The following is a 22591-nucleotide window of genomic DNA, read 5'->3' on the forward strand; positions in this document are numbered from 1 at the left end:
CGGCCTCGGCGACCGCCGCGTCGCGCGGGTCCGCGCCGGTGTCGAGCACGCGCCGCCCGACCGCGCGGTAGAGCATCCCGGTATCGAGATAGGGCAGGCCGAGCGCGGCCGCGAGCCGCCGCGCGAGAGTGCCCTTGCCCGCGGCCGCCGGCCCGTCCACGGCGACGACGAAGTGCTGGCGCGCATCCTGCCCGGCGCCGGTGCCTTCGGCCGATCGCAGCGCTGCCGTCACGGCGCCGCCATCGCCTCGCATCCGGCCAGCCCGTTCATCAGCGAGGCGAAGCCGGGGAAGGAGGTCTCGATGAAGGCCGCGTCGTCCACCGCCACCGGCATCTGCGCGGCGAGGCCCATGACCAGCGCGCTCATGGCGATGCGGTGGTCCATGTGGGTCTCGACCGTGCCGCCGCCCGGGATGGCGCCGCCCGTGCCCTGCACGATCAGGTCGTCACCCTCGATCGCCGCCGTGATGCCGTTGACGGCGAGCAGGGCGGCGGTGGCCGAAAGGCGGTCGCTCTCCTTCACGCGCAATTCGGCGAGGCCTCGCATCCGGGTCACGCCGCGCGCGGCGGCGGCGGCGACGGCAAGCACCGGGTATTCGTCGATCATCGCCGGCGCGCGGCCGGGCGGGACCTCGATGCCCTGGAGTTCCGTGTATTCGGCGACGATGTCGCCCACCGGCTCGCCGCCGGCGACGCGCTCGTTCTCCACGCGCAGCGCCGCCCCCATCTCCCGCAGCGTGGTGAAAAGGCCGGTGCGCAGCAGGTTCAGCCCGACATTCTCCACCACCACGCGGGATCCGGGCACGAGCAGCGCCGCGACGATCGGGAAGGCGGCGGAGGAAGGATCGCCCGGCACCTGCACCGGCGCCGCGACGAGTTCCGGCTGGCCTTCCAGGCGCACGACGCGACCTTCCGCCGTGTCCTCGACGGACACGGTGGCGCCGAAATGGCGCAGCATGTTCTCGGTGTGGTCGCGGGTCGGCTCGGGCTCGACCACGCGCGTCGTGCCGGGGGCGCAGAGGCCCGCGAGCAGGCAGGCGCTCTTCACCTGGGCGGAGGCCACCGGCAGCACGTAGTCGATCGGCAGCGGGTCGGTGGCGCCACGGACGGCGAGCGGCAGCCGCCCGCCTTCCCGCGTCCAGAACTGCGCGCCGGTGGCGGCGAGCGGTTCCGTCACCCGCTTCATCGGCCGGCGGCGGAGCGAGGCGTCGCCCGTCATCACCGCGAAGATCGGATGGCCCGAGAGCAGCCCGAGCAGCAGCCGCGCCGCCGTGCCGGAATTGCCCATGTCGAGCACGTCCGCCGGCTCCACCAGCCCGCCCACGCCGCGGCCGGACACGCGCCAGGCGCCGGGCCCGACCTGTTCGACCTGTGCGCCGAGCGCGCGCATGGCGGCGGCGGTGCGCAGCACGTCCTCGCCTTCCAGCAGGCCGGTGATCTCGGTGGTGCCGACGGCGACCGCGCCGAACATCAGCGCCCGGTGGCTGATGGACTTGTCGCCGGGCACGCCGAGCCGGCCGGAGAGCGGCCTGCCCGGGGCCGCAGCACGAAAGGGACGAGGATCAGGATGCGACATGGTCCGCGCGTTTGACATGGCCCGGCCTTGCGTGGCAATGCGCCGCACTCTTTTTCCCCGGCCCGCACCAAGCCTTCGTGCAGGCCGGATTCCAATGAGGTCCCGCCGGATGGCAAAGTCCGAACTTGGCATGAAGCGCAGCTGCGTCGCCTGCGGCACCCGCTTCTACGACCTGGCCCGCACGCCCGCGGTCTGCCCCAAGTGCGGCACCGAGCAGCCGGCGGAACAGCCGCGCCTGCGCCGCGCCGCCGCCGCCCCGATCCCCGACGAGAAGCTGAAGAAGCGCGCCGCGACGCCCGAGGCCGAGGCCGAGGACATCGAGGTGGAGGACGTCGAGGGCGACGAGGCGATCGAGGACGCGGAGGAGCTCGAGGACGACGCCGAGGCCCTCGGCGAGGAGATCGAGGTCGAAGCCGACCGCGACGAGGAAAGCTGACCGTCCGCCGCGGGACACCCCGCGGCAGTCCAGCCCTTCAGCCGCGCTGGTCGGTGACGACCAGCGGGCAGGCGTGGCACGCCGCGGCGCCACGCTGGGAATGCCAGCGGCAATCCCTTCGGATGCCGCAGCGCGGCAGGGCCTCAGCCGCCTGCGCGGGGTCGAGGCGGGCCAGCACCCGCTCGATGATGCCGCAGGCCGAGCCCGTCCACTGGGCGCAGCGCCCTTCCTGGCAGGTGCCGGAGAAGCGGAACCGCGTCTCGGGCGAGGCCCCCTCCTGCCGCAGCCGCTCGACGAAGCCGCCATCCGCCCGCAGCGGCGTGGCGAGATGGGCGACGCGCCCGTCCGGCCCGACGATGCCGATCACCATGGCCCCGTCCTCCGCCGGCGCGCTGGGGCAGAGCCGGGTCATCGCGGCCCCGCGATTTCTCCGACCTGCTTCTCGATCTCCTCGAGTTGCTTGAGGGATTCGAGGTGCTCGCGGAGGATCAGCCCGATCCATTCCCGCGGGAAGCGGATGCCGTAGGTGCGGCCGCTGTCCTCGCGGTAGCGCGACAGCACGTCCAGCACGACGCGCTGGATGCCGTCGCCCATCTCCTTGGCCGCGGCCTCGCTGATCCTGACATCCCCGAGGTCCACCACGAAACGCCGAGCCTTGCCGCGCGATCCGGACATGGATTCCCTCCTCGCCTTCCATTGCACGCCCCGATTGGCGGGATGCCCCGAGGCGCACGCGACGGTAGCAGCGATCGTATTTCCGCAGTCGGAACAATATCGCGAGGAATGTCTCGGCAGTTGACGTCGTCGCGCCAACGCAATCTTCTCCGGCCTGCCGCAACGAGCGAAGGATTCCCGAGCCATGACCGACCGCCGCAGCCTGCTTCTGGGCGGCGCCGCCCTTGCCGCCGCCGCGATGTTCCGGCGTCCGGCCTATGCGCAGGCCCCTGCCGGGCCCTTCACCCTGCCGGCCATGCCCTACGCGCCCAACGCGAACGAGGCCGCGATCGACGCCATGACGATGGAGATCCATCACGGGCGCCACCACGCGGCCTATGTCGCCAACCTGAATGCCGCGGTGAAGGACCATTCGGCGCTGGCGCAGATGCCGCTCGACGACCTGCTGCAGCGGCTCTCCCAGGTGCCGGAGGCGGTCCGCACCGCCATCCGCAACAATGGCGGCGGGCACGCCAACCACTCCATGTTCTGGGAGATCATGGGCGGGCAGGGCGGTGAGCCGGCCGGCGATCTCAAGGCCGCGATCGACCGCGACCTCGGCGGGATGGAGAAGTTCAGGACGGACTTCAACACCGCCGGCACGCGCGTCTTCGGGTCCGGCTGGGTCTTCGTGGCGGTGACGCCGGCGGGGAACCTCTCGATCGTGTCGAAGCCCAACCAGGACTCGCCGCTGATGGATGGCGGCCGGGTGCTGATGGGCAACGACGTGTGGGAGCACGCCTATTACCTGCGCTACCAGAACCGCCGCGCGGACTACCTGACCGCGTGGTGGAACGTGCTGAACTGGGAGAAGATCCAGGCGCGCTACGACGCGGCGCGGAACGGCACGCTGCGGGTCTGACCCGGACGGGCAGGGGGAGGATGCCTCCCCCGCCCGCGCTCATTGGCCATTGTCATGCCGGCTGTCGCGTTTCCCGACCCGCGGCCCGCAGGCCGAGGCCGGGAATGCGGCCCGCCGGCAGCCCGGCGAGGCCCACGCGACCGAAGGCCAGGCCGCGCGCCCGCGGGTGATGCGACATTCATGCCGGCGGCGAACCACCCCGGCCGTTGGTGTCAGACGGCCTCCCAGGCTGCGGCCGGGACGCCCTTCGAGGTCGAGTACTCGAAGTGCAGCGCCTCCCCCGGGAAGATTCGCGGGTGGATGGCGTGCGCGGCCATCGCCGCCTCGCTGAACCCCTGCAGGATCAGCTTCAGCTTGCCCGGATAGGTGGCGATGTCGCCGATGGCATGGACGCCGTCGACATTGGTCGCGCAGGTGGCCGGCTCGACGGCGATGTGGTGGCGGTCCAGCGCCAGGCCCCATTGCGCGATCGGACCCAGTTCCATCGTCAACCCGAAGAAGGCGAGCAGGTGGTCGGCCGGGACCTCGCGCTCCTCGCCCTTCAGCGTGGCGAGCACGACGGCCTCCAGCCTGGACCCGTCGCCCTTCAGCCCGTGCAACTGGTAGGGGATGGCCATCTCGACCTCGCCGCGCGCGGCGGCGGCTTCGAGTTGCGCGGCGGTCTCGGGCGCGGCGCGGAACTTCGGGCGGCGGTGCACCACCGTCACCTTCGCGGCGACGTCCTTGAGGGACAGCGCCCAGTCCACGGCGGAATCGCCGCCCCCGGCGATGACCACGCGCTTGCCGCGGAATTCCTCCCGCCGCGCCACCAGGTAGCGCACGGCGCCCGTGGCCTCGTAGCCCGGCAGCCCGTCCAGCGGCGGCCGGTTCGGCCCGAAGGCGCCCGCCCCGGCGGCGACGATCACCGCCTTGCAGCGGATCGTGTCGCCGGCGGAGGTGCCGAGCTCGATCGTCTCGCCATCCCGCGCCAGCCGCTCCACCCTCCGCCCGAGCAGGTAGGTCGGCGAGAAGGGCGCCGCCTGCTGTTCGAGCCGGCCGATGAGGTCCGCCGCCGAGATGGTCGGATGCGCCGGGACGTCGAAGATCGGCTTCTCCGGGTAGAGCGCGGTGCATTGCCCGCCCACCGCGTCCAGCGCGTCCACGACGACGCATTTCATGCGCAGCATGCCGCATTCGAAGACGGCGAAGAGGCCGACAGGCCCCGCGCCGATGATCGCGACATCCGTTTCGATGACCGCCGCCATGGCCACTCCCCCGAATCCTGGCCCGCGTGATAGACGGGACGGCCCAAGGATCATAGCCGGGCGGCGCCCGGTGCGCCCCCGATGCCCCGGACATTGACACTCGACCTGCCCGACCTGCCCGCCACCCATGCCCTTGCCGCGCGCCTCGCCAGGCTGCTGCGGCCGGGGGATGCGGTGCTGCTGGAAGGCCCCCTCGGCGCCGGAAAGAGTGAATTCGCCCGCGCCGTGCTGCGCGCCGCCGCCGGCGACCCGAGTCTGGAAGTGCCGAGCCCGACCTTCACCCTGGTGCAGTCCTACGACCTGCCGGCCGGCCCGGCGCATCACTTCGACCTCTACCGACTCGACGGGCCGGCGGGACTCGACGAACTCGGCTGGGACGAGGCGCGGGAGGGCATCGTGCTGGTGGAATGGCCCGAACGCCTGGGCGGTGAGCGCCCCGAGGGCGCGCTGACCGTCGCGCTCGAACCGCTTGCGGACGAACATGCCCGCCGCGCCCGCCTTACCGGCTGGGACGCGCGGATCGAGGCGCTGGCGGCATGAGGGACGCGACCGACTTCCTGCGCGCCGCGGGCTTCGGCGGGGCGCGGCTGGCCCCGCTGGCAGCCGATGCCTCCTACCGGCGCTACGCGCGGCTGCATGGCGGGCCGCGCCCGGCGCTGCTGATGGACGCCCCGCCGCCCGAGGATGTCCGCCCCTTCCTCGCCGTCGCGCGCCACATCGCGGGCATCGGCCTGTCCGCGCCTGAGATCGTCGCCGCCGACGAGGCGCAGGGCTTCCTGCTGCTCGAGGATTTCGGGGACGCCACCCATGCCGCGCTGCTCGATGCCGGCGCGGACCCGATGCCGCTCTACCTCGAAGCGGCCGAGGCCATGGCCGCGCTGCATGCCGCCCCGCCGCCCGGCTTCCTGCCCGCCTGGGACGGCGCGGCGATGGCGCGCGCGACGGCGGCGACCTTCCTCGACTGGTGGTGGCCGGCGGCGACGGGCACCGATGCCTCCGACGCGACGCGCGCGGAATTCGATGCCGTGCTGCGCACGATGCTCGCGCCCTTCGCGGAGGCCGGCTGCTTCGTCCATCGCGACTTCTTCCCCGCCAACCTGATGCGCCTGGAATCGCGCCATGGCCCGCGCCGCACCGGGTTGATCGACTTCCAGGACGCCGCGCGCGGCAGCCCGGCCTACGACCTCGTCTCCCTGGTCGAGGATGCGCGCCGCGACGTGGCGCCGGAGGTCCGCGCCGCCGCCATCGTGCGCTACCTCGACGTCCGCGGCGACATGGACCGCGAGGCCTTCGCCGCCGCCATGGCCGCCTGCGCGGCGCAGCGGCACCTGCGCGTGGCGGCGCTCTGGGTGCGCCTCGCGCGGCGCGATGCCAAGCCGCGCTACCTGGTCCACGGCCCGCGCTGCTGGCGGCTGCTGGACCGGGCGCTCGCCCACCCCGCCGCGCGCCCGCTGCGCGACTTCCTCGACACGCATGTGCCCCGGGCGCTGCGTCGCAACCCGATCGCCGTCACGGAGCCCGCATGATCACTCTCACCCATGCCATGGTGCTCGCCGCCGGGCTCGGCACGCGCATGCGGCCGCTGACCGACGAACGGCCCAAGCCACTGCTCGAACTGGATGGGCGGTCGCTGCTCGACCACGCGCTGGACCGCCTCGCCGCCGCGGGGGTGGAGCATGCTGTGGTGAACGCGCATTGGCGCGGCGAGCAGATCGCCGGCGCCGTGGCCCGGCGCGAGCACCCGCCCGTCATCCTGCAGAAGGAGGACACGCTGCTCGAGACCGGCGGCGGCGTGACGCTTGCCTTGCCGAACCTCGGCAACACGCCCTTCGCCGTGGTGAACGGGGATGCCTTCTGGCTCGACGGCCCGACGCCCGCGCTGACGCGCCTTGCCGCCGCCTTCGACCCGGCGGAGATGGACGCGCTGCTGCTGATGGTGCGCACCACCCAGGTGGAGGGCGTGGTGGGGCAGGGCGACTTCCTGCTCGACCCGCTCGGACGGGTGCGGCGGCCGAAGGAACGCGAGATCGCGCCCTATCTCTACGCAGGCGTGCAGATCCTCTCGCCCGCGTTGTTCGAGGGCGCGCCCGAAGGGGCCTTCAGCCTGAACCGGATCTACGACCGCGCAATGGAGAACGGGCGCCTCTTCGGCCTGGTGCATGACGGGGTGTGGTTCCACCTCTCCACGCCGGAAGATCTGGGGCACGCGGAGGAAACCCTCCGCGCGGGGCTGGTGCGGGCGTTGTTCTGATGGGGCTGCGGACGCGCGGCGGGGAGGGCTCCGCCCTCCCCGGAACCCCACCCGCCAAGGGCCGAAAGGCCCTTGGAACCCGAGACTTGGGCGGTTGGCGGGAGGGGCTCCGCGCGCGTTTCGGTGCCGGAGGCCGCTTGGCGCCCCTCCCGCCAGCCGCCCATCTCATGGTGTCCAGAGGCCTTTCGGCCTCTGGCGGGCGGAGCCCCTCTCCGTGCGACCGCCGCGCCCCATGACCCTCTTCGCCATCCCGCCCCACGCCCGGTTCCTCGACACCCTGGCCGCAGGCGTGCTGGCGCGCCTGCCGTCCGATGCGCCTGACGCCCTGGCCCGCGTCACTTTGCTGCTGCCCACCCGCCGCGCCGCGCGTGGCCTGCGGGAGGCCTTCCTGCGTGCCGCCGGCGGCCGCGCCCTGCTGCTGCCGCGCATGCGCGCGCTCGTGGGCCTGTCCACCGAGGAAGCGGACGAACTTGCGCTGCCCGACCTGCTCGACCTGCCGCCCGCCGTCGCGCCGCTGACGCGCCAGGCGGTACTGGCTGAGATGGCGGGCCGCATCCCGCGCCGCGCCGGCGGCCCGGCCACGCCGGAACAGGCCTGGATGCTGGCGGGTGAACTCGCGCGGCTGTTCGACGAGATCGCGCTCGAGGAACCCGACCTGCGGATGCTGGAATCGGCGCCGCCTGAGGAATTCGCGGCGGCCTGGCTGGCGCGGCTCGACGGGCTGGTGCCGGAACGCCATGCGCAGCACTGGCAGATCACCACCACGGTGCTGCGCGCCGTCGCCACCGACTGGAACGACTGGCTGAAGGATCGCACGCTGCTCGACATCGGCGTGCGGCGCGTCAAGGCACTGGCCGCTCAAGCTGCTGCATGGCGCGCGGAGCCGCCGGAGCACCCGACCATCGCCGCCGGCATCGGCGCGGGCGGTACCATCCCCGCCGCCGCCGCGCTGCTGCGCGTGCTGGCGGGCGCGCCGCAGGGCGCGGTGGTGTTGCAGGGCCTGCCGGAACCGATGGACGCAGCGTTGTGGGAAGCGATCCGCAAGGCGCCCACGCATCCGCTGGCCGGGCAGGCTCGGCTGCTCGCGGCGATGGGCGCCACGCCGTCCGACCTGCGCCCCTGGCATGACGCGCCGCCCGCGGGGGCCGCGCCGGATCGCGCCGTGCTGCTCGGCCGCGCGCTGCATCCGGCCGAGGGCCTCGATACCTGGACGCAGCGCGCCCCCGCGCGCTGGTCGCCGGCGAGCGCGGGCCTGGCGCGCCTCATCGCCGCCGACGCGCAGCAGGAAGCCGCCGCCATCGCCCTGCTGCTGCGCGAAACCATCGAGACACCCGGCCGCACCGCCGCGCTGGTGACGCCGGATCGCGACCTCGCGCGCCGCGTCTCGGCGGACCTCGCCCGCCACGGCATCACCGCCGATGATTCCGCCGGCGAGCCGCTGGCCGAAACGCCTGCCGCGACCTTCCTCCGCCTCATCGCGCGCATGGTCGCGGAGGGCTTCGCGCCCGTGCCGCTGCTGGCCGTGCTGAAGCACCCGCTCTGTGCCGGCGGGATGGACCGCGCGGAATGGCTGGCGGCGGCGCGGACGCTGGAAGCGCGCGCATTGCGCGGCCCGCGCCCGGCGCCGGGGCTCGCGGGGCTGCGCGCTTCCGCCATCGCCGCGCGCGGCGCCGTGCAGGCCTCGGTGGAGAAACTGCTCACCGCGCTGGAAACGGCGATGGCGGGCTTCGCCACCTTGCCGGACTCGCCCGCGCGTCCCGCCGCCGACCTGCTGTCGGCGCACATGGAAGCCGCCGAGGCGCTCGCCGCTACGCCGGACATGCCGGGCGGGCTGCGGCTCTATGCGGGGGAGGAAGGCGAACCCCTCGCCCGCCACCTGCACGACCTTTCGGAAGCCCTGCCGCACCTGCCGCCGATGGCGCCCGCCGATTGGCCGGACCTGTTCGAGGCCGCCCTTGCCGGCCCTGTCGCGCCGTCGCTGCGCGCGGTGCGCGGGCGCGGGGATGCGGCGCATCCGCGCATCGCCATCCTCGGCCTGCTGGAAGCGCGGCTGCAATCCTTCGACCGCATCGTGCTCGGCGCGCTCGAGGAAACCACCTGGCCGCAGGCGACCGAACCCGGCCCCTGGATGAGCCGCCCCATGCGCGCGCAATTCGGCCTGCCGGAACCGGAAGCGCGCATCGGCCGCGTGGCGGCGGATTTCCTCACCGCCGCCGCGGCGGCGCCGGAAGCGGTGCTGTCCTCCGCCGCGCGGCGCGGCGGATCGCCCACCGTGCCGGCGCGCTGGCTGGTGCGGCTCGACACCTTCCTCGCGGGGCAGGGCGGGCTGGCCATCGCACCGTCGCCTGCCGCCGGCTGGGCAGCCGCGCTGGATGCGCCCGCCACCGTCGCCCCTTGTCCGCGTCCCGCGCCCGCGCCGCCCGTGGAGGCACGCCCGCGCCGCCTCACCGTGTCCGATGCCGGGCTGCTGATCGCCGATCCTTACGCCTTCTATGCCAAACGCGTGCTGCGCCTGGCGCCGCTGAAGGAACTGGAGGAGGACGTCGGCGCCATCGAATACGGCACGCTGGTGCACGATGCGATGGCGGGTTTCCTGCGCGCCCTCGGCACCTCCTGGCCGGGCGAGGACAAGGCGCGCGAAGCCTGGGCGCGCGCCAGCGGGACGGCGCTCGCCAAGCATGCCGACCGCCCGGGCATCCTCGCCTTCTGGACACCGCGCCTCGCGAACATCGGTGACTTCGTGATCGCCGAGGAGGAAACCCTGCGCCGCAACGGCGGCCTCGCCGCCTGCCTGGTGGAAACCAAGGGCACCGCCCTGCTCCGCCTGCCGGAAGGCGAGGTGGAGATCGAGGCCCGCGCCGACCGGCTCGACCACCTGACCGCCGGCGGCTGGCGCGTGGTGGACTACAAGACCGGCACCGTGCCGAAGGACGCCGCGCTGCTCACCGGCGACGCGCCGCAACTGCCCATCGAGGCCTGGCTGCTGGGCCAGGGCGCCTTCGCCGGCACCGAAGGCGGCACGGCGAGGGAACTCATCTACTGGCGCCTGACCGGCGGCGAGGTGCCAGGCGAGGTCAAGGCCATCGACGCCACCGCCGAGGACTACGCGGCCATCGCGCGCGAGAGGCTGGAACACCTGGCGGCGCGCTGGCTGCTGGGGAACGCGCCCTTCGCGTCACGGCCGCACCCGTCGCGCAGCGCGCCGGGGGGGGATTACGACCACCTGGCGCGGATCGAGGAATGGTCGGCGGGGGTCGGGGAAGCGGGATGAAGGTCGGGGGAGGGGAACCTCCCCCGATACCCGCCTTTGCCGAACCTGAGGTCAAGGCATCGACGAGATTGCGGTCTGCGGCGCCTTCTCCCGCCGGGAAGGCGCCTGCGGCCTTGAGCATGGCCATCAGTTGTCCGACCAGTTCGATCCCCGGCGGGTGGTCTGGCCCGTCGCCGGGGGTGATGATGACCTTGTCGATCAGGGCGCGGGCGGCCTCCAGCACCTCGGCGCCCCTGCCCACTCAGCGTGCTCCCGGTGCCCCTCGTCCCGGATGGTCGCACCATACGCCAGGACCCGGAGACCGCCCCAGCCAGACAAGACGGGCACCGGGATCTGCATACCGGTTACCAACCCGATCGAGCGGGTGAACGGGGAGATCAAGCGCCGCACCGACGTGGTCGGCATCTTTCCCAACGAGGCTGCCGTCACCCGCCTCGTCGGCGCCATCCTCCTCGAGCAGAACGACGAATGGGCGGCGCAGCGCCGCTCCATGAGCCTTGAGACGCTCGCCCCCATCAGCAATGCTCCCAACGTCAGCCTGCCCGCCGTGGCAAACTGACCGCGGCTCACACCCGCTCGGGAGACCAGGCGCTCTTACACCATCACCAGGGACACGACCCAGCGGCATCGACTTCACCCGGGAAATCCGAGCTTGGATCTTTTCGAGGATGCACTGATGCGACTAGCCTCCAGCTGTCTTACGGAACCGTTGGTGCGTGAGGAGGTTGAGATCGGTGGCGGAGGCGCGGATCGGTTTTCTCCAGTTCAAGCAGCAGCGGCTTCTTCTGTTTGCATTGCTCGTCCTGGTCGCGATCAGTTCAAACCAATTGAATTATCAGACCGATCACGAGCAGATCGTGATCGGAGCAGGCGATATTTTATCCTATTTCGCCATGTCGGAGGCCGCGCCGGGATTGGTCACTGTTCCCGTGCCGTATCACCATGCCCAGCGGATCTTCCTGCCATACCTTCTCGGCATAGTGAGTGACGTTACGGGACTTTCGATCCCGATGACCTACTTGGTGGCCGGAAGTCTTCTTCTGGCCCTGGCGTTCTGGTTTTTTGTCCGGTGCTGTGAGCTGCTGGGGATGCGCGAAGAGACGGTTTTTATTGTTTCAATGGCTGTACTCTTTAATCCGTATTTATTTCGTCACTATTTCATGTTTAATGGCTATATCAACGATATCGGGTTCCTCGCGGGACTTTCCGCCAGTCTGTTCGGCCTGTTCGCTGGCAGGAGAGGCATAATGCTGGCTGGCATCGTCCTCGCATCGCTAAGCCGACAAACGACGCTGGTCATCTTGCCAGCGTACATCCTGCTTGAGTATGCCCTGAATTACTCTCGCGGATGGCGCATCAACATCTTCACGCTGAGCTACCTCACGCTCCCCATCCTGATCTATATTGGCACATCGTTCATCGCCTCGCACACGGGTCTTCCCAGCGAGACGGACATGGCGTTGCTAGGGCTGCTGTATTGGATCCGTTCCGATTTTTCTATAGGACGGTTTTTGGATTTTACGATTCGAGGCGTGATTCCTTTTGCGTTTGCGTTCGCCTTACTGCTTGGCTGCAGGGTCACGGTCCCGCGCGAGCGCGATCGGCTGCTCGTTGTAGCTGGACTACTGGCCTTGATCGTCCCGATCTGCGCGCAGCCATTTCTTGGCGGACCTGATTGGACACTCAACAGCATCGCGCGGCTGAATGCACTGGCTGCGTTCCCGGTCTTCTTGCTCGTGGGGATGTCGATCGATTCCTATATGAATCGTTTGAGTCCGCAGATCGCGAGCGCGCTTGGAGCGCTAATCGTGCTTGGGTCCGTGCACCATATCTATACTTTTCCGGGGGCGTTCTCGGCCGAAAAGAACAAATGGTTTGCCGTGGTGCACTTCTCGGCCGCATTCGCGACCGCCGTGGTCTTGTGGATCAGCACTCGGCGGGATCAGGAGCGGGAACGGGCTGGGTCCCGGCTCGACGCCAGGTGATGCGGGCCGACAGGGATTGGTCCGATCCGCGGTCAGGCGCGGGTGGACAACCGCCCGCCGCACTCCGCCGCGTCTCCGCGAAGGGTGTTCCGAGCGCGGCATCGACGATGCCGTGGGCATCACATCCGAACCATCAGGCTGGTGAAGCCGCCGAGCGTAAAGAACAAGGCGGGCCAGCAATGGCGGCAGGCCGAAGAGGCCACGGGGAAGGAAGAATGCATCCATCCTCGGAGCTATTACGGATCGGGTGGCTTGAGTGGCTCGTCAGTACCCATAGGGGAGGGGAGTCATCATGACAAATTTGAGGAGCGCATATATGTCACCAGCCACCCTCTCCATTATTGTCCCCTGCTTCGATGAGGAGCGAACACTTCAGTCCTGTATCGAGAGAGTCCTAGAACTGAAACACGAGGACGATCTGTCGCTGGAGATCATTATTGTCGACGATTGCTCGCGTGACCGAAGTTTGGCAATTGCGCGGGAACTGGAGGCGCGCCACCCGGAAATCCGTGTCCTGCAACACGTCCGGAACCAGGGTAAGGGGGCTGCCCTCCGGACGGGATTTCGGGAGGCGACAGGGGAATTCGTAGCCGTCCAAGATGCGGATCTTGAATACAATCCACTCGAGCTTCGAAAACTCGTCGAGCCGCTACGCGACGGGCGCGCTGACGTGGTCATCGGGTCCCGGTTCAAAGGCTCCGGTCCGCATCGGGTGCTGTACTTCTGGCATTACGTCGGGAATGCCATCCTTACATTTCTCTCCAACATGTTTACCGACCTCAACCTGACCGACATGGAGAGTTGCTACAAAGTCTTCAGGCGTGAGGCCATCCGGGACATCCAGATCGAGGAAGACCGATTCGGGTTCGAACCAGAGATCGTCGCCAAAGTCGCCCATAAGAAACTGCGGATTTATGAAATGGCCATCTCCTATGACGGTCGGACTTACGCGGAAGGAAAGAAGATCAATTGGCGGGACGGGGTGCGCGCATTGTATTGTATCTTTCGCTATAATTCGTACCACCTACCGCTACCTATTCAATTCTTCGCATATCTCGTCATCGGCTTCATCGCCGGCCTTGTCAATCTCGCCATCTTTCTGGGTCTCCTCGGGTTCGGCGTGTCGCTCCCAGTGTCCACGCTGTCCGCCTTCGTCATTGCTGCCGCAGTCAACTATTTTCTTTGTATCGCCCTCCTGTTTCGCCACAAGGCGCGCTGGAAGACGACGGGGGAGATCATCGCCTACATCCTCGTCGTCGCGACCGCCGGAGTCGTCGATCTCGGCATCACGAGCGCGCTTGTCGCCATAGGAACGGCTGCCTGGCTCGCGAAGATCTTGGCCTCGATCATTGGCGTCGTCCTGAATTACCTCGGTCGTCGGTATCTCGTCTTTTGACGTCGGATGCCCACGCCAGAGTCACGACTTCGCCTGGTTTGCCTATCCGATCGCGTCCGGCGTTCTTGAAGTCGCCGACCGATATGCACGGCGGAAAGAACGTCGGACATTGGAGCGGCGGCATGATGCTGCTGCGGGTGGGGCGCCGGGAGATGTTCGCGGTGGGGGCCTACGCGGCGGTCCGTCGGTTCGTGTTCACGGAGCGGCATAGTCGTCGGGAGGCGGCCCGGGTTCTTGGACTGAGCCGGGACTCGATTGTTCGCGCGGTTCGATGCCGCGCTGTGTGCGGCCGGCTACCTCGCGATGGGCGGGCAGATCGTGGACGCGACCATCGTCGCCGCACCGAAGCAGCGCAACACCGAGGCCGAGCGTGCAGCCATCAAGGCGGGCCAGATCCCCGAGTGCTGGACGGAGAAGCCGGACGCCTCCAGCAACCCCGACTTCTGGGATTGTGATGGTTGTTTGGTGCGCGGTCAGTCGCTGTGCGGCGGGGCAACGGACAGCGCGTCGCTGATGGATGTTTGCCGGGGCGCGATGGTGACGGGCGCGGCGGTTCCGGACCCTACGCCGGCGCGGGCCCGCTGCTGAGCCAGACGAACCGCGACATGTTGTAGGTTAGAGCAGATCCCGATCAGGTGGAATCACCTGATCGGGTGAAGATGCTCGCAAAAACAGAGGCCTCGAGCGGTGTTCGTGAGCCGGGGCGAACGGAAACCGCTCTAGGTTGGCGAGGCCGATCTTCACCCGCGCCCTGGCGATGCCGATGGTGCGCACGACCAGCGCCATCGGCCCCTTCTGTCGGGCAAAGACGTGCTCGATGGCCGAGCGCACGGCCGATTTGCGGGCATTGGCCCATCGCGTCCTTGCCGCCATCGGCCGACCCGGCGGGCCATTCGATTCACCCGCCGGGTGGTCCATCGCGCCGTCACCGACGGCAGACTCAACCCATTGAAAGAATCCTGAAATTCCCCCGATTCAGGCCAGCGGCATCGACTTCATCCGGGAAATCCGGGCTGATCTTGCGACGTGACGTACGCTGAGCGCTGTGACTGCCGTCAGTTGACGGCCGTTCCGCTCTGGCGCCATTGGTTCGTTGCCAAGAAACGAACGAGGCGATCGGATGCAAGGCGTTGGCACCGCGGTCATCGGGGCGCGCCCGAAGACGACGTGGCTCCCAACGGACCTCTTCGGCGTCTTGGCGCTGGCGCGCCGGTACTGGCTCCTCATGCTCGGCTGCGCCCTGGCGGGGGCTGTGGCGCTGCTGGCCTCGGCCGTGCTGATCGGCGGGCCGCGCTACATCGTCGCCGCCAAGATCATGGTCAACCTCGGTCCTGAAATGGCGGGCTCGCCGCTGCTGGCGACGCTGCAGGGCACGCCCTCGGCCCCGGCCATGCTGCGGCCCGAGGATTCGGCGACCGGCGTCGAGATCTTCAGCAACCCGCGCCTGGTCCGCGACCTGGTTGAAAGCCTCGGCCCCGACTTCTTCGCCGACGATCCGCCGGTCACCTTCCTGCAGCACGTGAAGTACATCGGCAAGCAGGCCATGCGCGGCGTCCAGCGCGCCCTGCAGGAAGTGACCGTCGCGCTGGGCCTGCGCCCGCGCATCACCGAGACCGACCGGCTGGTGCTCGCCCGCAGCGCGGGGCCCTTCGACGAGGCCTGGCACGAGGTGATCGACCTCTGGCTGTTCTGCCGGATGTGCCTCGCGGGGGATATCGGCCATCTCGACCGCGTGCTGGTCGAATACCGCGTGCATCCCGCCGCGATGTCGCAGCAGATGAGCACCATGAACCTGATGTTCCGGCGCCAGATCACGGCCGCCAGGCAGGCCTTCGCCTGGCTGCAATCCGTCGCGATCGGCGCATCGGGGCAGCTACGGCAGGCCGAGCTCACCTGCGCGCGCACCGCCGTCGAGGTGCTTCATCTCACGCGGCGGGGCGGCTACGAGAGGTTCGCGGCCAGCCTCGCGGAGATCGTGCGGGAGGTGCCCGCCGTACTGGCCGAACCGGCGACCTGGGCGCGGATCGGCTTCGGGCTCTTGCCGCAAGGAGCGATCGTCGCGCTGTCCCGCCGCCGCCAGGATCGCGCGCGGGCACGCGCGGCGCAGGGGGCGGCATGACGCGCAGCGCTGCCCGGGACGCCATCCTGGTGACCGGCGGGCGCATCGGTTTCGCCGTGCTGTGGTTCCTGGCGGGCACGCTGTTCTGGCTCGCGGTGGCGCCGCTGCCGCTGCCGCTGACGATGGTGGCGGTCCACGCGCCGGAACTGCCCGGGGATGACTGGTCATGGGCCGGCACCAGGCGCTGATCCCGATCGGCGTCGGCGCCGGCCTGTTCGGCGCCGCCGCGCTCGCGGGGCCGCTGCTGGCGGCGGGCGGGGTGCTCGCCGTGGCGCTGGCCGCCGCCGTCTATGTCTGGCCGATCATCGGCCTCGGCATGATGGTGATCTCGGGCACCGCACTGCAGATCCTGGGCAGCGAGAATGTCACGGGCCTGCCGCTCAGCTTCAGCAAGATTGCGGGTGCGCTCACGCTCTCGGTCTGGCTCGCGCGGAGCATCCTGCAGCGCATCCCGATCACCTGGTCGCCGCTGCTGCCCGCGCTCGCCGCCTTCGTCTTCGCGGTCTGGGCGGCGGGCTTCGTCTCGCCCGACGCGGGCGAGGCGCGCGAGGGCGTGATGCGCTACATCCAGCTCGCGCTGCTGACCTTCATGATCGCCAACATCGCCGGCGAGAACGAGCGCACGCTCGACCTTGCGGTGATCGCGCTCACGGCGAGCATGACGGTCTCCGCCACCATCGGGCTGATGGAGTTCCTGCTGCCGAGCCTGGCGCTGGAATCCGACGATCCGAGCCAGGGCGGCGGCAACATCGGCGCCGTGATCGACCGCGACTCTCTCGATGGCGTCGACATCAAGCGCGTCACCGGCGGTGTCTCGGAGTCGAACTGGTTTTCGTACATGCTGGTAGCAGTGGTGCCGGTCAACCTCTATCTGTTCCACCGCTATGCCGGGCGGGCGGCGCGGTTCCTGATCCTCGCGGCGGCGACGCTGCAGAGCATCGGCATCGTGATCTCGCTGACGCGTTCGGGGATCATGGCGCTCGGCGTCACGGTGGCGTGGCTCGCGCTGCGCGGGCGCCTGCCGGCCAAGCCGCTGCTGATGGTCGCCTTCCTCAGCGCCGTCGGGTTCCTCGCCTGGAATCCAGCGGGCCTCGAGCGGATCTACTCGATCGAATACGCGCGGGAAGGCGGCAGCACGAACCTCCGCGCCTACCTGCTGCGCGGCGGCGCTGCGCTGGTGCAGGAGCGCCCGGTCACCGGCTGGGGCTACAACCAGTTCGGGGCGAACTTCATGAAGTGGCTCGCCTCGGAACCGAGTCTGCCGGACGAGATTTCGGCGTGGGAACGCGACATGGAGAACCGCGTCGCCCAGGGGATCGAACGCATCGAGTGGATCATGCCGCACAACACCGCGGTTCAAGTCTGGGTCGAGTTCGGCCTGCCCGGCATGGTCGCCTTCTGCACCCTCTACGTGCTCATGCTGCTCGACCTGCGGCTGGTGCTGCGCCTTGGCGACCCGCCACGGGGCCTGTTGGCGGATTGCCTCGTGGCTTCGGCGCTCGGGTTCCTGGTCTGCGCGATCTTCGGCCACCTGGCGCTGGCCAAGATCATCTGGATGCTGGCCGGCTATTCGGCGGCGCTGCGGCGCGTCGCCTTCGACCCGGCGACGAAGCAGGGCGCGACGGCGTGACGCGCCTCGGTCGCATCGCACGCAGCGCGGGTCTGGTGCTCGGCACGGGCTACGTGCTCTGCTTCTTCTCCGAGGCGATGTTTTGGTCGTTCTGGCGCCCGGACGAGGAGCCCTTCGGCCGGGTCGCGCAGTGGCTGCTCTATTCCCTGTTCGGCTACCTGACGCTGGTCGTGGTCGCGCTGTTCCGGCTGCGCGGCGGCTGGGCGCTGCTGATGGCCGGCGCCTTCTATGGCTGGCTGGGGGAAGGGCTGGTCGCCATGACCGTCTATGGCGATCCCAGCATGCCCTTCCCGGTGACCATCGCCTGGACCGCGCTCGCCTGGCATGCGCCGCTGTCGGTGGTGGTGGGGTGGTACTGGCTCGGCATGGCGCTGCGCGCGCCGCGCATCTGGCCGACGGCGCGGCTCTCCCTCGTGCTCGGCCTGTTCTGGGGCGTCTGGGGCTTCGGCTGGATGGCGGAGACGCCGCCGCTCGCCGCGGAACCCTTCGAGTTCCTGGCCAATGCCCTGGGCACGACGCTGTGTCTCGGCCTCGCGCACCGGGCGATCGCGGCGGGCGCGCGCGCGGACTACCGGCCCTGGTGGCCCGGCGTGGCGGTCGTCAGCAGCGCGGCGCTGGCGTTCTTCGCGTTGGTGACCGTCCCGGCCATTCCCTTCGCGCCGATCGTGCTGCTGCCGCTGCTGGCGCTTCTTGGTCTCGCGATGCGCCGCCGCAGCGCGGCCGCGCCGGACGAAAGCCTGCTCGTCGATCTCGCCGCGCCCATCCGTGGCCGCAACTTCCTGGCGCTCGCGCTGATGCCGGTCTGCGCCTCGGTGGTCTACGCGGCGGCGACCACCGCCCTGCCGCCCCTGGACGCGATCCACCTCGGCTTCGCCGTCATCGCCATCCCGGTGGGCACGGCGCTGTTCGGCATCGCCCTGGCCCGCGCGCTGCGCCGCCGGATCTGAAAGGCCCCGCGATGGACCGCGCTCCGCTTCCCGCCCGGACGCCGATCCCGCTGGTCATGGTCAAGGGCGCCTATGACAGCGCCGGCGGTCCCGAGACGGTGCTGCAGACCATCGCCGGCAACCTCGACCGGCAGAACTTCCCCCCGCTGCTCGCGCTGCTGGCCCGCCCGCACGAGACGCTGCCGCCCATCCTGGCGGACCTGGCGACGCGGCTGCCCACCGAACGCATCGACTGGCGCGGCATCGCCCGCGCGCCGGTCGTCGCGCGGCGCATCGCGGCGCTGATCGCGGAACGGCCCGGCGCGGTGCTGCACACCAACGACATGCGCTCGGACCTGATCGCCTGGATGGTCACGCGCGTGCGGCGCGTCCCGTGGATCGCGCATGTGCATGGCTGGCTGCGCCACACCCATTCCGGCATCCACCGCATCTACGAGGAGATCGACCGCCGCCTGATCCCCGCCGCGGACCTGGTGCTGGTCGGCTCCACCGCGATGGCCGAGGAGGTGCGCATCGCCGGCGCCCGACGCATCGACATCGTCACGAACGGCATTCCCGTCTCCGAGCGCGCACCGCATGCCGAGGCGGCGGCCGCCATCCGCGCCCGGGTTGCGCCCGGCGGCGGGCTGATCGCGGGCGTGCTGGGCCGCCTGCACCCGGGCAAGGGCCAGGCGCTGCTCATCGAGGCCCTTGCCGGGCTGCGCAAGCGCGGGTTCGACATCACCGTGCTGCTGGTCGGCGTCGGCCCGGCGGAGGCGGAGTACCGCGCTCTTGCCGCGCGCCTTGGCGTCGCGGAGCATGTCCACTTCGCTGGCCTCGTGCCGGATATCCTGCCCTGGCTCTGCGCGATGGACATGATGTGCGTCCCCTCGCTCAAGGACAGCCTGCCGCTCACGGTGATGGAGGCGATGAGCGTCTCGTGCCCGGTGATCGCCTCCCGCGCGGGGGACCTGCCGCTGGCGATCCGCGACGGCGAGAACGGCCTGCTGGTCGAGGTCAGCTCGGCGCCGGCGCTCGAGGCCGCGGTCGAGCGGCTGGCGCGAGATGCCGGGCTTCGCGCGCGCCTTGGCGCCGAGGGCCGCCGCACGCTGGTGGAGAAGTTCTCGCCCGCCGCGATGCTGCGGCAGCTCGAGGGATTCTGCGCCACCCTCGCCGCCGAGCAGGCCGCGCGTGGCCGCTGAGCGCCCGCGCCTGATCTGCGTCCACCCGAACAACGAGATCGGCGGGTCCGACATCGCGCTGGTACGCCTGATTGAGGCGCTGGGCACCCGGGACTACGACATCGCGGCGGTCGTGCCGGGGCAGGGGCCGATCACGCCGCTGCTGCAGGATGCCGGGGCGCGGGTGCATGTGCTGCCGATGGTGCAACTGCGCACGCTGCCCTCGGTGTCATACCAGGCGCGCTACGCCGCGCGGCTGTGGCCGACGGTGCGCGACCTCGCGGCGCTGATCCGCGCCGAGCGCGCCGACCTCGTGTACACCAATTCGCTGTACTGCCTGTATGGCGGCTTCGCCGCGCGGCTCGCGGGGCGGGCGCATCTGTGGCACGTGCGCGAGATCCCGGCGGCGATCCCGGTGCTGCGGCCCGCGCTCGGGCGGATGGTGCTGCGGCTGTCGCGCGTGGTGGCGTGCATGTCGCACGCCGTGTCGGACGCGCTGTTTGGCGCGCGCGCGAACGATCCGCGCATCCGGCATATCGGCGAGGGGGTCGACCTGCGGCGCTGGTCGCGCAGTGCGGTCGCGCGCGATGTCCGCGCCGAGCTCGGCATCGCGCCGGACGCGCCGGTGGTGGGCTTCGTCGCGCGGCTCGACCCATGGAAGGGCCTCGACGTCTTCCTGGAGGCGGCGGCGCAGGTGGCGCGCGCGGTGCCCGACGCCGTCTTCCTCGTCTCCGGCGATGCGCCGGGCGGCATGGAGGCGTACCGGGACCGCATGGTGGCGCGCGCCGCCGCGCTCGGCCTTGGCGATCGCATCCGCTTCCTGGGCTGGCGCTACCGGCTCGACGACATTCCCGCGCTCATGGCCGCCTTCGACGTGTTCTGCCACACCGCGATCGCGCCCGAGCCCTTCGGCATGGTGATCATCGAGGCGATGGCGATGGGATGCCCGGTGATCGCCGCGCGTTCCGGCGGCCCCATGGAGATCGTCGAGGACGGCGTGAGCGGGCTGCTGACCACGCCCGGCGATGCCGCCGCACTCGCCGGGGCCATGCTGTCGGTGCTGCGCGACCCGGCCCTGCGCGCGCGCCTGGCCGTGGGCGGGCGTGCGCGCGTCGAGGCGCGGTATTCGCGCGAGGAGCATGCCGCCGACGCGCGCGCCCTGTTCGACCATGCGCTTGGGCGAAGCCGCGCATGAGCGACGCGCCCGACCTCTCGGTGGTGATCGTCAGCCACGGGCACGAGGCGATGCTGCCCGGCTGCGTCGCCTCCTTGGCTGCGGCGCTGGCGGGGCAGCGGGCCGGCATGACCCGCGCACGAGAGCCGGTGGTGGCGGCGCGTGCGACCGGAGGACCGCCATGATCCGTCCATGCCGCCTGCGCTCTGCGCTCTGCGCCCTCGTGCTCGCTCTGCCGCCGCCGGCCTCGGCCGCGCCACGCTGCCGCTTCCCCGGCCCCTTCACGCGCGTCTAGAGCGGTTTCCGTTCGCCTCGGCTCACGAACACCGCTCTAGGTCTTTGTTCTTGCGAGCATCTTCACCCGATCAGGTGATTCCAGCTGATCGGGATCTGCTCTAACCGCCCGCACGCACCGCTGCCGGCACGCATCTCAGCCCGCTGCAGATCGCCGCCGATCCGTCCGTGCTGCACCGCAACGGGCGCTACGAGCTGTTCTTCACCAATGCCGACAGCCGCCAGCGCACCGGCATCGCGCGCGCCGAGAGCGCCGACGGGCGCGTCTGGAACGTCTGGCGCAATCCGGCGGGTGCCGACCGCGCGATGGACCTGGTGCTCGCGGCCCCGTCGGACGCCTGGGACGCGCCGGGGCTCGAGACCGCGAACGTCCTGGTCGGCCATGACGGCGTGCTGCGCATGTACTACACGGCCACCCGCCCCTGTGCCGCCGCAGCTTCGCGCAGTCGAGAAGTCGCCCGCCCGGTGTGCCAGGCACCACGGGCGGACCAGCGATCTCTCAATCAGGCGGTGATGTTGAAGCGCCGGATCAGCTCGACCTCGTACGTGTTCCGTTGATCGATCATGGCTCGATACTCGGTCGGCCCCAGGTATTCCGCGTTGAGGTCGAAGCGGCGGCAGATGTCTCGGCTCGCCTCGGATTCGAACGCCTTGCGATAGGCGCGGACGAGGACGTCGAGATGCTCCGGCGGGATGCCTGCCTTGGCGAAGAGGCCATACGGAGAGTGGGCCACGATCGGGAAGCCGAGTTCCTTCATCGTAGGCACCTGACTGTAGCGTTCGACGCGGGCCTCGGTCGCGAGGGCCAAGGCGCGCATCTGCCCACTCTCGACATTCGGCCCCCACGCCGTCGAATCAGCGACCGCGTCGAGCTGTCCGGAGATCACCGCGAGCGTTGGCTCGACTGCGCCGCGGAAGGGTACGTGGATCATCTCCAGCCCCTCACGGGAGGATAGGTCCTCCATCATGATGTGGCTGGTGCCTGCCACCGCCGACGTCCCATAGGAGACCTTGCCCGGGTTCGCCTTCGCATAGGCGATGAAATCCTGGAGGGTGCGCCACGGACGATCGGCACGAACGGCGATCCCGTACGTGTAGCTGACGAAGTTGCAGATATAGGTGAAGTCGGCCATCGGATCCCACGGCCGCGGCTGCGTGATGTGGGCGTGCCTGAGGATTGAAAAGTGCATCAGGGAGACGGTGTGCGCGTCCGGCTCCGGCGTCCCCTTGATCAGCGCAGCACCGAGCGAGCCTCGCGCGCCGGTCCGGTTTTCGACGACCACGGGCTGTCCGAGATCCCTCGAGACGATCGCCGACATCTGCCGGATATGGGCATCCGATGACCCGCCCGCGGGGAAGGGCAGGACCATTCGGATCGGACGGTTCGGAAAGGCTGCGACCTGAGCGATCGCCGGCGTGGCCAGAACGCCCAGCGATCCGAGCAGAAGGCTTCGACGCCCTGTGGCGGGAGATCCCGGGGTTCGGTTGATTTGCATGACGTTTCCTTCTTCACGCGCCCGGTCAAGTGCGGAC

The 22591-nt window shown here is 70.2% G+C and carries 22 protein-coding genes and 3 pseudogenes; 18 read left to right on the top strand and 7 right to left on the bottom strand.

Translation table 11 applies throughout. The features are described 5' to 3' along the window. A partial coding sequence (locus GXW76_RS11215) for a (d)CMP kinase (RefSeq protein ID WP_246514128.1) occupies positions 1-220 on the bottom strand: 220 nt, incomplete at its 3' end. An 8-nt stretch (positions 221-228) separates the two neighbouring features. After that, complete coding sequence (gene aroA, locus GXW76_RS11220) at positions 229-1575, bottom strand: 3-phosphoshikimate 1-carboxyvinyltransferase (RefSeq protein WP_211862111.1); 1347 nt, start codon at positions 1573-1575, stop codon at positions 229-231. A gap of 109 nt (positions 1576-1684) precedes the next feature. Here aroA and GXW76_RS11225 point away from each other — a divergent pair, with 109 nt between their 5' ends. Beyond that, on the top strand, positions 1685-2011 hold the full coding sequence (locus GXW76_RS11225) for a TIGR02300 family protein (RefSeq protein WP_211862112.1): 327 nt from the start codon (positions 1685-1687) through the stop codon (positions 2009-2011). Between the two features lie 37 nt (positions 2012-2048). Here GXW76_RS11225 and GXW76_RS11230 read toward each other — a convergent pair whose 3' ends face one another. Both GXW76_RS11230 and GXW76_RS11235 read right to left on the bottom strand, forming a co-directional pair. Continuing rightward, positions 2049-2423, bottom strand: coding sequence for a hypothetical protein (locus tag GXW76_RS11230; protein WP_211862113.1), 375 nt, complete (start codon positions 2421-2423; stop codon positions 2049-2051). Continuing rightward, positions 2420-2686 carry a hypothetical protein gene (locus GXW76_RS11235; protein WP_211862114.1) on the bottom strand — a complete coding sequence of 89 codons (267 nt, stop codon included), beginning with the start codon at positions 2684-2686 and terminating at the stop codon, positions 2420-2422. Before GXW76_RS11235 ends, GXW76_RS11230 begins: the two co-directional genes overlap by 4 nt. A gap of 184 nt (positions 2687-2870) precedes the next feature. Between GXW76_RS11235 and GXW76_RS11240 the strand changes: the two genes are divergently transcribed. Beyond that, positions 2871-3587: a superoxide dismutase gene (locus tag GXW76_RS11240; protein WP_456307104.1), complete on the top strand. Its 717-nt coding sequence runs from the start codon at positions 2871-2873 to the stop codon at positions 3585-3587. 212 nt (positions 3588-3799) lie between these two features. On the opposite strand, the gene GXW76_RS11245 is transcribed toward GXW76_RS11240, so the two are convergent. Next, on the bottom strand, positions 3800-4831 hold the full coding sequence (locus GXW76_RS11245) for an NAD(P)/FAD-dependent oxidoreductase (RefSeq protein ID WP_211862115.1): 1032 nt from the start codon (positions 4829-4831) through the stop codon (positions 3800-3802). Between the two features lie 81 nt (positions 4832-4912). On the opposite strand from GXW76_RS11245, the gene tsaE reads away from it, so the two are divergent. The 8 genes and pseudogenes from tsaE to GXW76_RS11285 all read left to right on the top strand — a co-directional run. Next, positions 4913-5371 (top strand): tRNA (adenosine(37)-N6)-threonylcarbamoyltransferase complex ATPase subunit type 1 TsaE, encoded by a 459-nt coding sequence (gene tsaE / locus GXW76_RS11250; protein ID WP_211862116.1) that lies wholly within the window; start codon positions 4913-4915, stop codon positions 5369-5371. Beyond that, complete coding sequence (locus GXW76_RS11255) at positions 5368-6357, top strand: aminoglycoside phosphotransferase family protein (RefSeq protein ID WP_211862117.1); 990 nt, start codon at positions 5368-5370, stop codon at positions 6355-6357. Before tsaE ends, GXW76_RS11255 begins: the two co-directional genes overlap by 4 nt. Continuing rightward, a complete protein-coding gene (locus GXW76_RS11260) occupies positions 6354-7082 on the top strand; it encodes a nucleotidyltransferase family protein (RefSeq protein ID WP_211862118.1) in 729 nt (242 codons plus the stop codon). The genes GXW76_RS11255 and GXW76_RS11260 overlap by 4 nt, the downstream gene beginning before the upstream one ends. A 232-nt stretch (positions 7083-7314) precedes the next feature. Then, positions 7315-10353 (top strand): double-strand break repair protein AddB, encoded by a 3039-nt coding sequence (addB, locus tag GXW76_RS11265; protein WP_211862119.1) that lies wholly within the window; start codon positions 7315-7317, stop codon positions 10351-10353. 346 nt (positions 10354-10699) lie between these two features. Then, positions 10700-10912: pseudogene (locus GXW76_RS11270) on the top strand (transposase); the annotation flags it as partial. Between the two features lie 175 nt (positions 10913-11087). Next, positions 11088-12338 carry a hypothetical protein gene (locus GXW76_RS11275; RefSeq protein ID WP_211862120.1) on the top strand — a complete coding sequence of 417 codons (1251 nt, stop codon included), beginning with the start codon at positions 11088-11090 and terminating at the stop codon, positions 12336-12338. 316 nt (positions 12339-12654) lie between these two features. Continuing rightward, positions 12655-13734 (top strand): bifunctional glycosyltransferase family 2/GtrA family protein, encoded by a 1080-nt coding sequence (locus tag GXW76_RS11280; RefSeq protein ID WP_211862121.1) that lies wholly within the window; start codon positions 12655-12657, stop codon positions 13732-13734. Positions 13735-13986: 252 nt separating this feature from the next. Continuing rightward, positions 13987-14142: pseudogene (locus GXW76_RS11285) on the top strand (IS5/IS1182 family transposase); the annotation flags it as partial. A gap of 207 nt (positions 14143-14349) precedes the next feature. On the opposite strand, the pseudogene GXW76_RS25700 reads toward GXW76_RS11285, so the two are convergent. After that, positions 14350-14592: pseudogene (locus tag GXW76_RS25700) on the bottom strand (hypothetical protein); the annotation flags it as partial. A gap of 262 nt (positions 14593-14854) precedes the next feature. On the opposite strand from GXW76_RS25700, the gene GXW76_RS11295 reads away from it, so the two are divergent. The 8 genes from GXW76_RS11295 to GXW76_RS11330 all read left to right on the top strand — a co-directional run bounded on the left by GXW76_RS11295 (position 14855) and on the right by GXW76_RS11330 (position 21616). Beyond that, positions 14855-15853 (top strand): hypothetical protein, encoded by a 999-nt coding sequence (locus tag GXW76_RS11295; protein WP_211862122.1) that lies wholly within the window; start codon positions 14855-14857, stop codon positions 15851-15853. After that, positions 15850-16041, top strand: coding sequence for a hypothetical protein (locus GXW76_RS11300; RefSeq protein WP_211862123.1), 192 nt, complete (start codon positions 15850-15852; stop codon positions 16039-16041). Before GXW76_RS11295 ends, GXW76_RS11300 begins: the two co-directional genes overlap by 4 nt. After that, positions 16020-17483, top strand: coding sequence for an O-antigen ligase family protein (locus tag GXW76_RS11305; protein WP_211862124.1), 1464 nt, complete (start codon positions 16020-16022; stop codon positions 17481-17483). The genes GXW76_RS11300 and GXW76_RS11305 overlap by 22 nt, the downstream gene beginning before the upstream one ends. Further along, positions 17480-18430 (top strand): hypothetical protein, encoded by a 951-nt coding sequence (locus GXW76_RS11310; RefSeq protein WP_211862125.1) that lies wholly within the window; start codon positions 17480-17482, stop codon positions 18428-18430. The genes GXW76_RS11305 and GXW76_RS11310 overlap by 4 nt, the downstream gene beginning before the upstream one ends. An 11-nt stretch (positions 18431-18441) precedes the next feature. Next, positions 18442-19611 (top strand): glycosyltransferase family 4 protein, encoded by a 1170-nt coding sequence (locus GXW76_RS11315; RefSeq protein ID WP_211862126.1) that lies wholly within the window; start codon positions 18442-18444, stop codon positions 19609-19611. Next, a complete protein-coding gene (locus GXW76_RS11320; RefSeq protein ID WP_211862127.1) occupies positions 19601-20785 on the top strand; it encodes a glycosyltransferase in 1185 nt (394 codons plus the stop codon). The genes GXW76_RS11315 and GXW76_RS11320 overlap by 11 nt, the downstream gene beginning before the upstream one ends. Beyond that, positions 20782-20949, top strand: coding sequence for a hypothetical protein (locus tag GXW76_RS11325; RefSeq protein ID WP_211862128.1), 168 nt, complete (start codon positions 20782-20784; stop codon positions 20947-20949). The genes GXW76_RS11320 and GXW76_RS11325 overlap by 4 nt, the downstream gene beginning before the upstream one ends. 277 nt (positions 20950-21226) lie before the next feature. Next, entirely contained in the window at positions 21227-21616 is a 390-nt protein-coding gene (locus GXW76_RS11330) for a glycoside hydrolase family protein (protein ID WP_211862129.1), read from the top strand. On the opposite strand, the gene GXW76_RS11335 is transcribed toward GXW76_RS11330, so the two are convergent. Next, a complete protein-coding gene (locus GXW76_RS11335) occupies positions 21562-22554 on the bottom strand; it encodes a tripartite tricarboxylate transporter substrate binding protein (RefSeq protein ID WP_211862130.1) in 993 nt (330 codons plus the stop codon). The two genes, GXW76_RS11330 and GXW76_RS11335, sit on opposite strands and share 55 nt — an antisense overlap. Between the last annotated feature and the right edge of the window lie 37 nt (positions 22555-22591).

The sequence above is a fragment of the Neoroseomonas soli genome (assembly GCF_018129065.1).
In the GTDB taxonomy this organism is placed as follows: Bacteria; Pseudomonadota; Alphaproteobacteria; order Acetobacterales; family Acetobacteraceae; genus Neoroseomonas; species Neoroseomonas soli.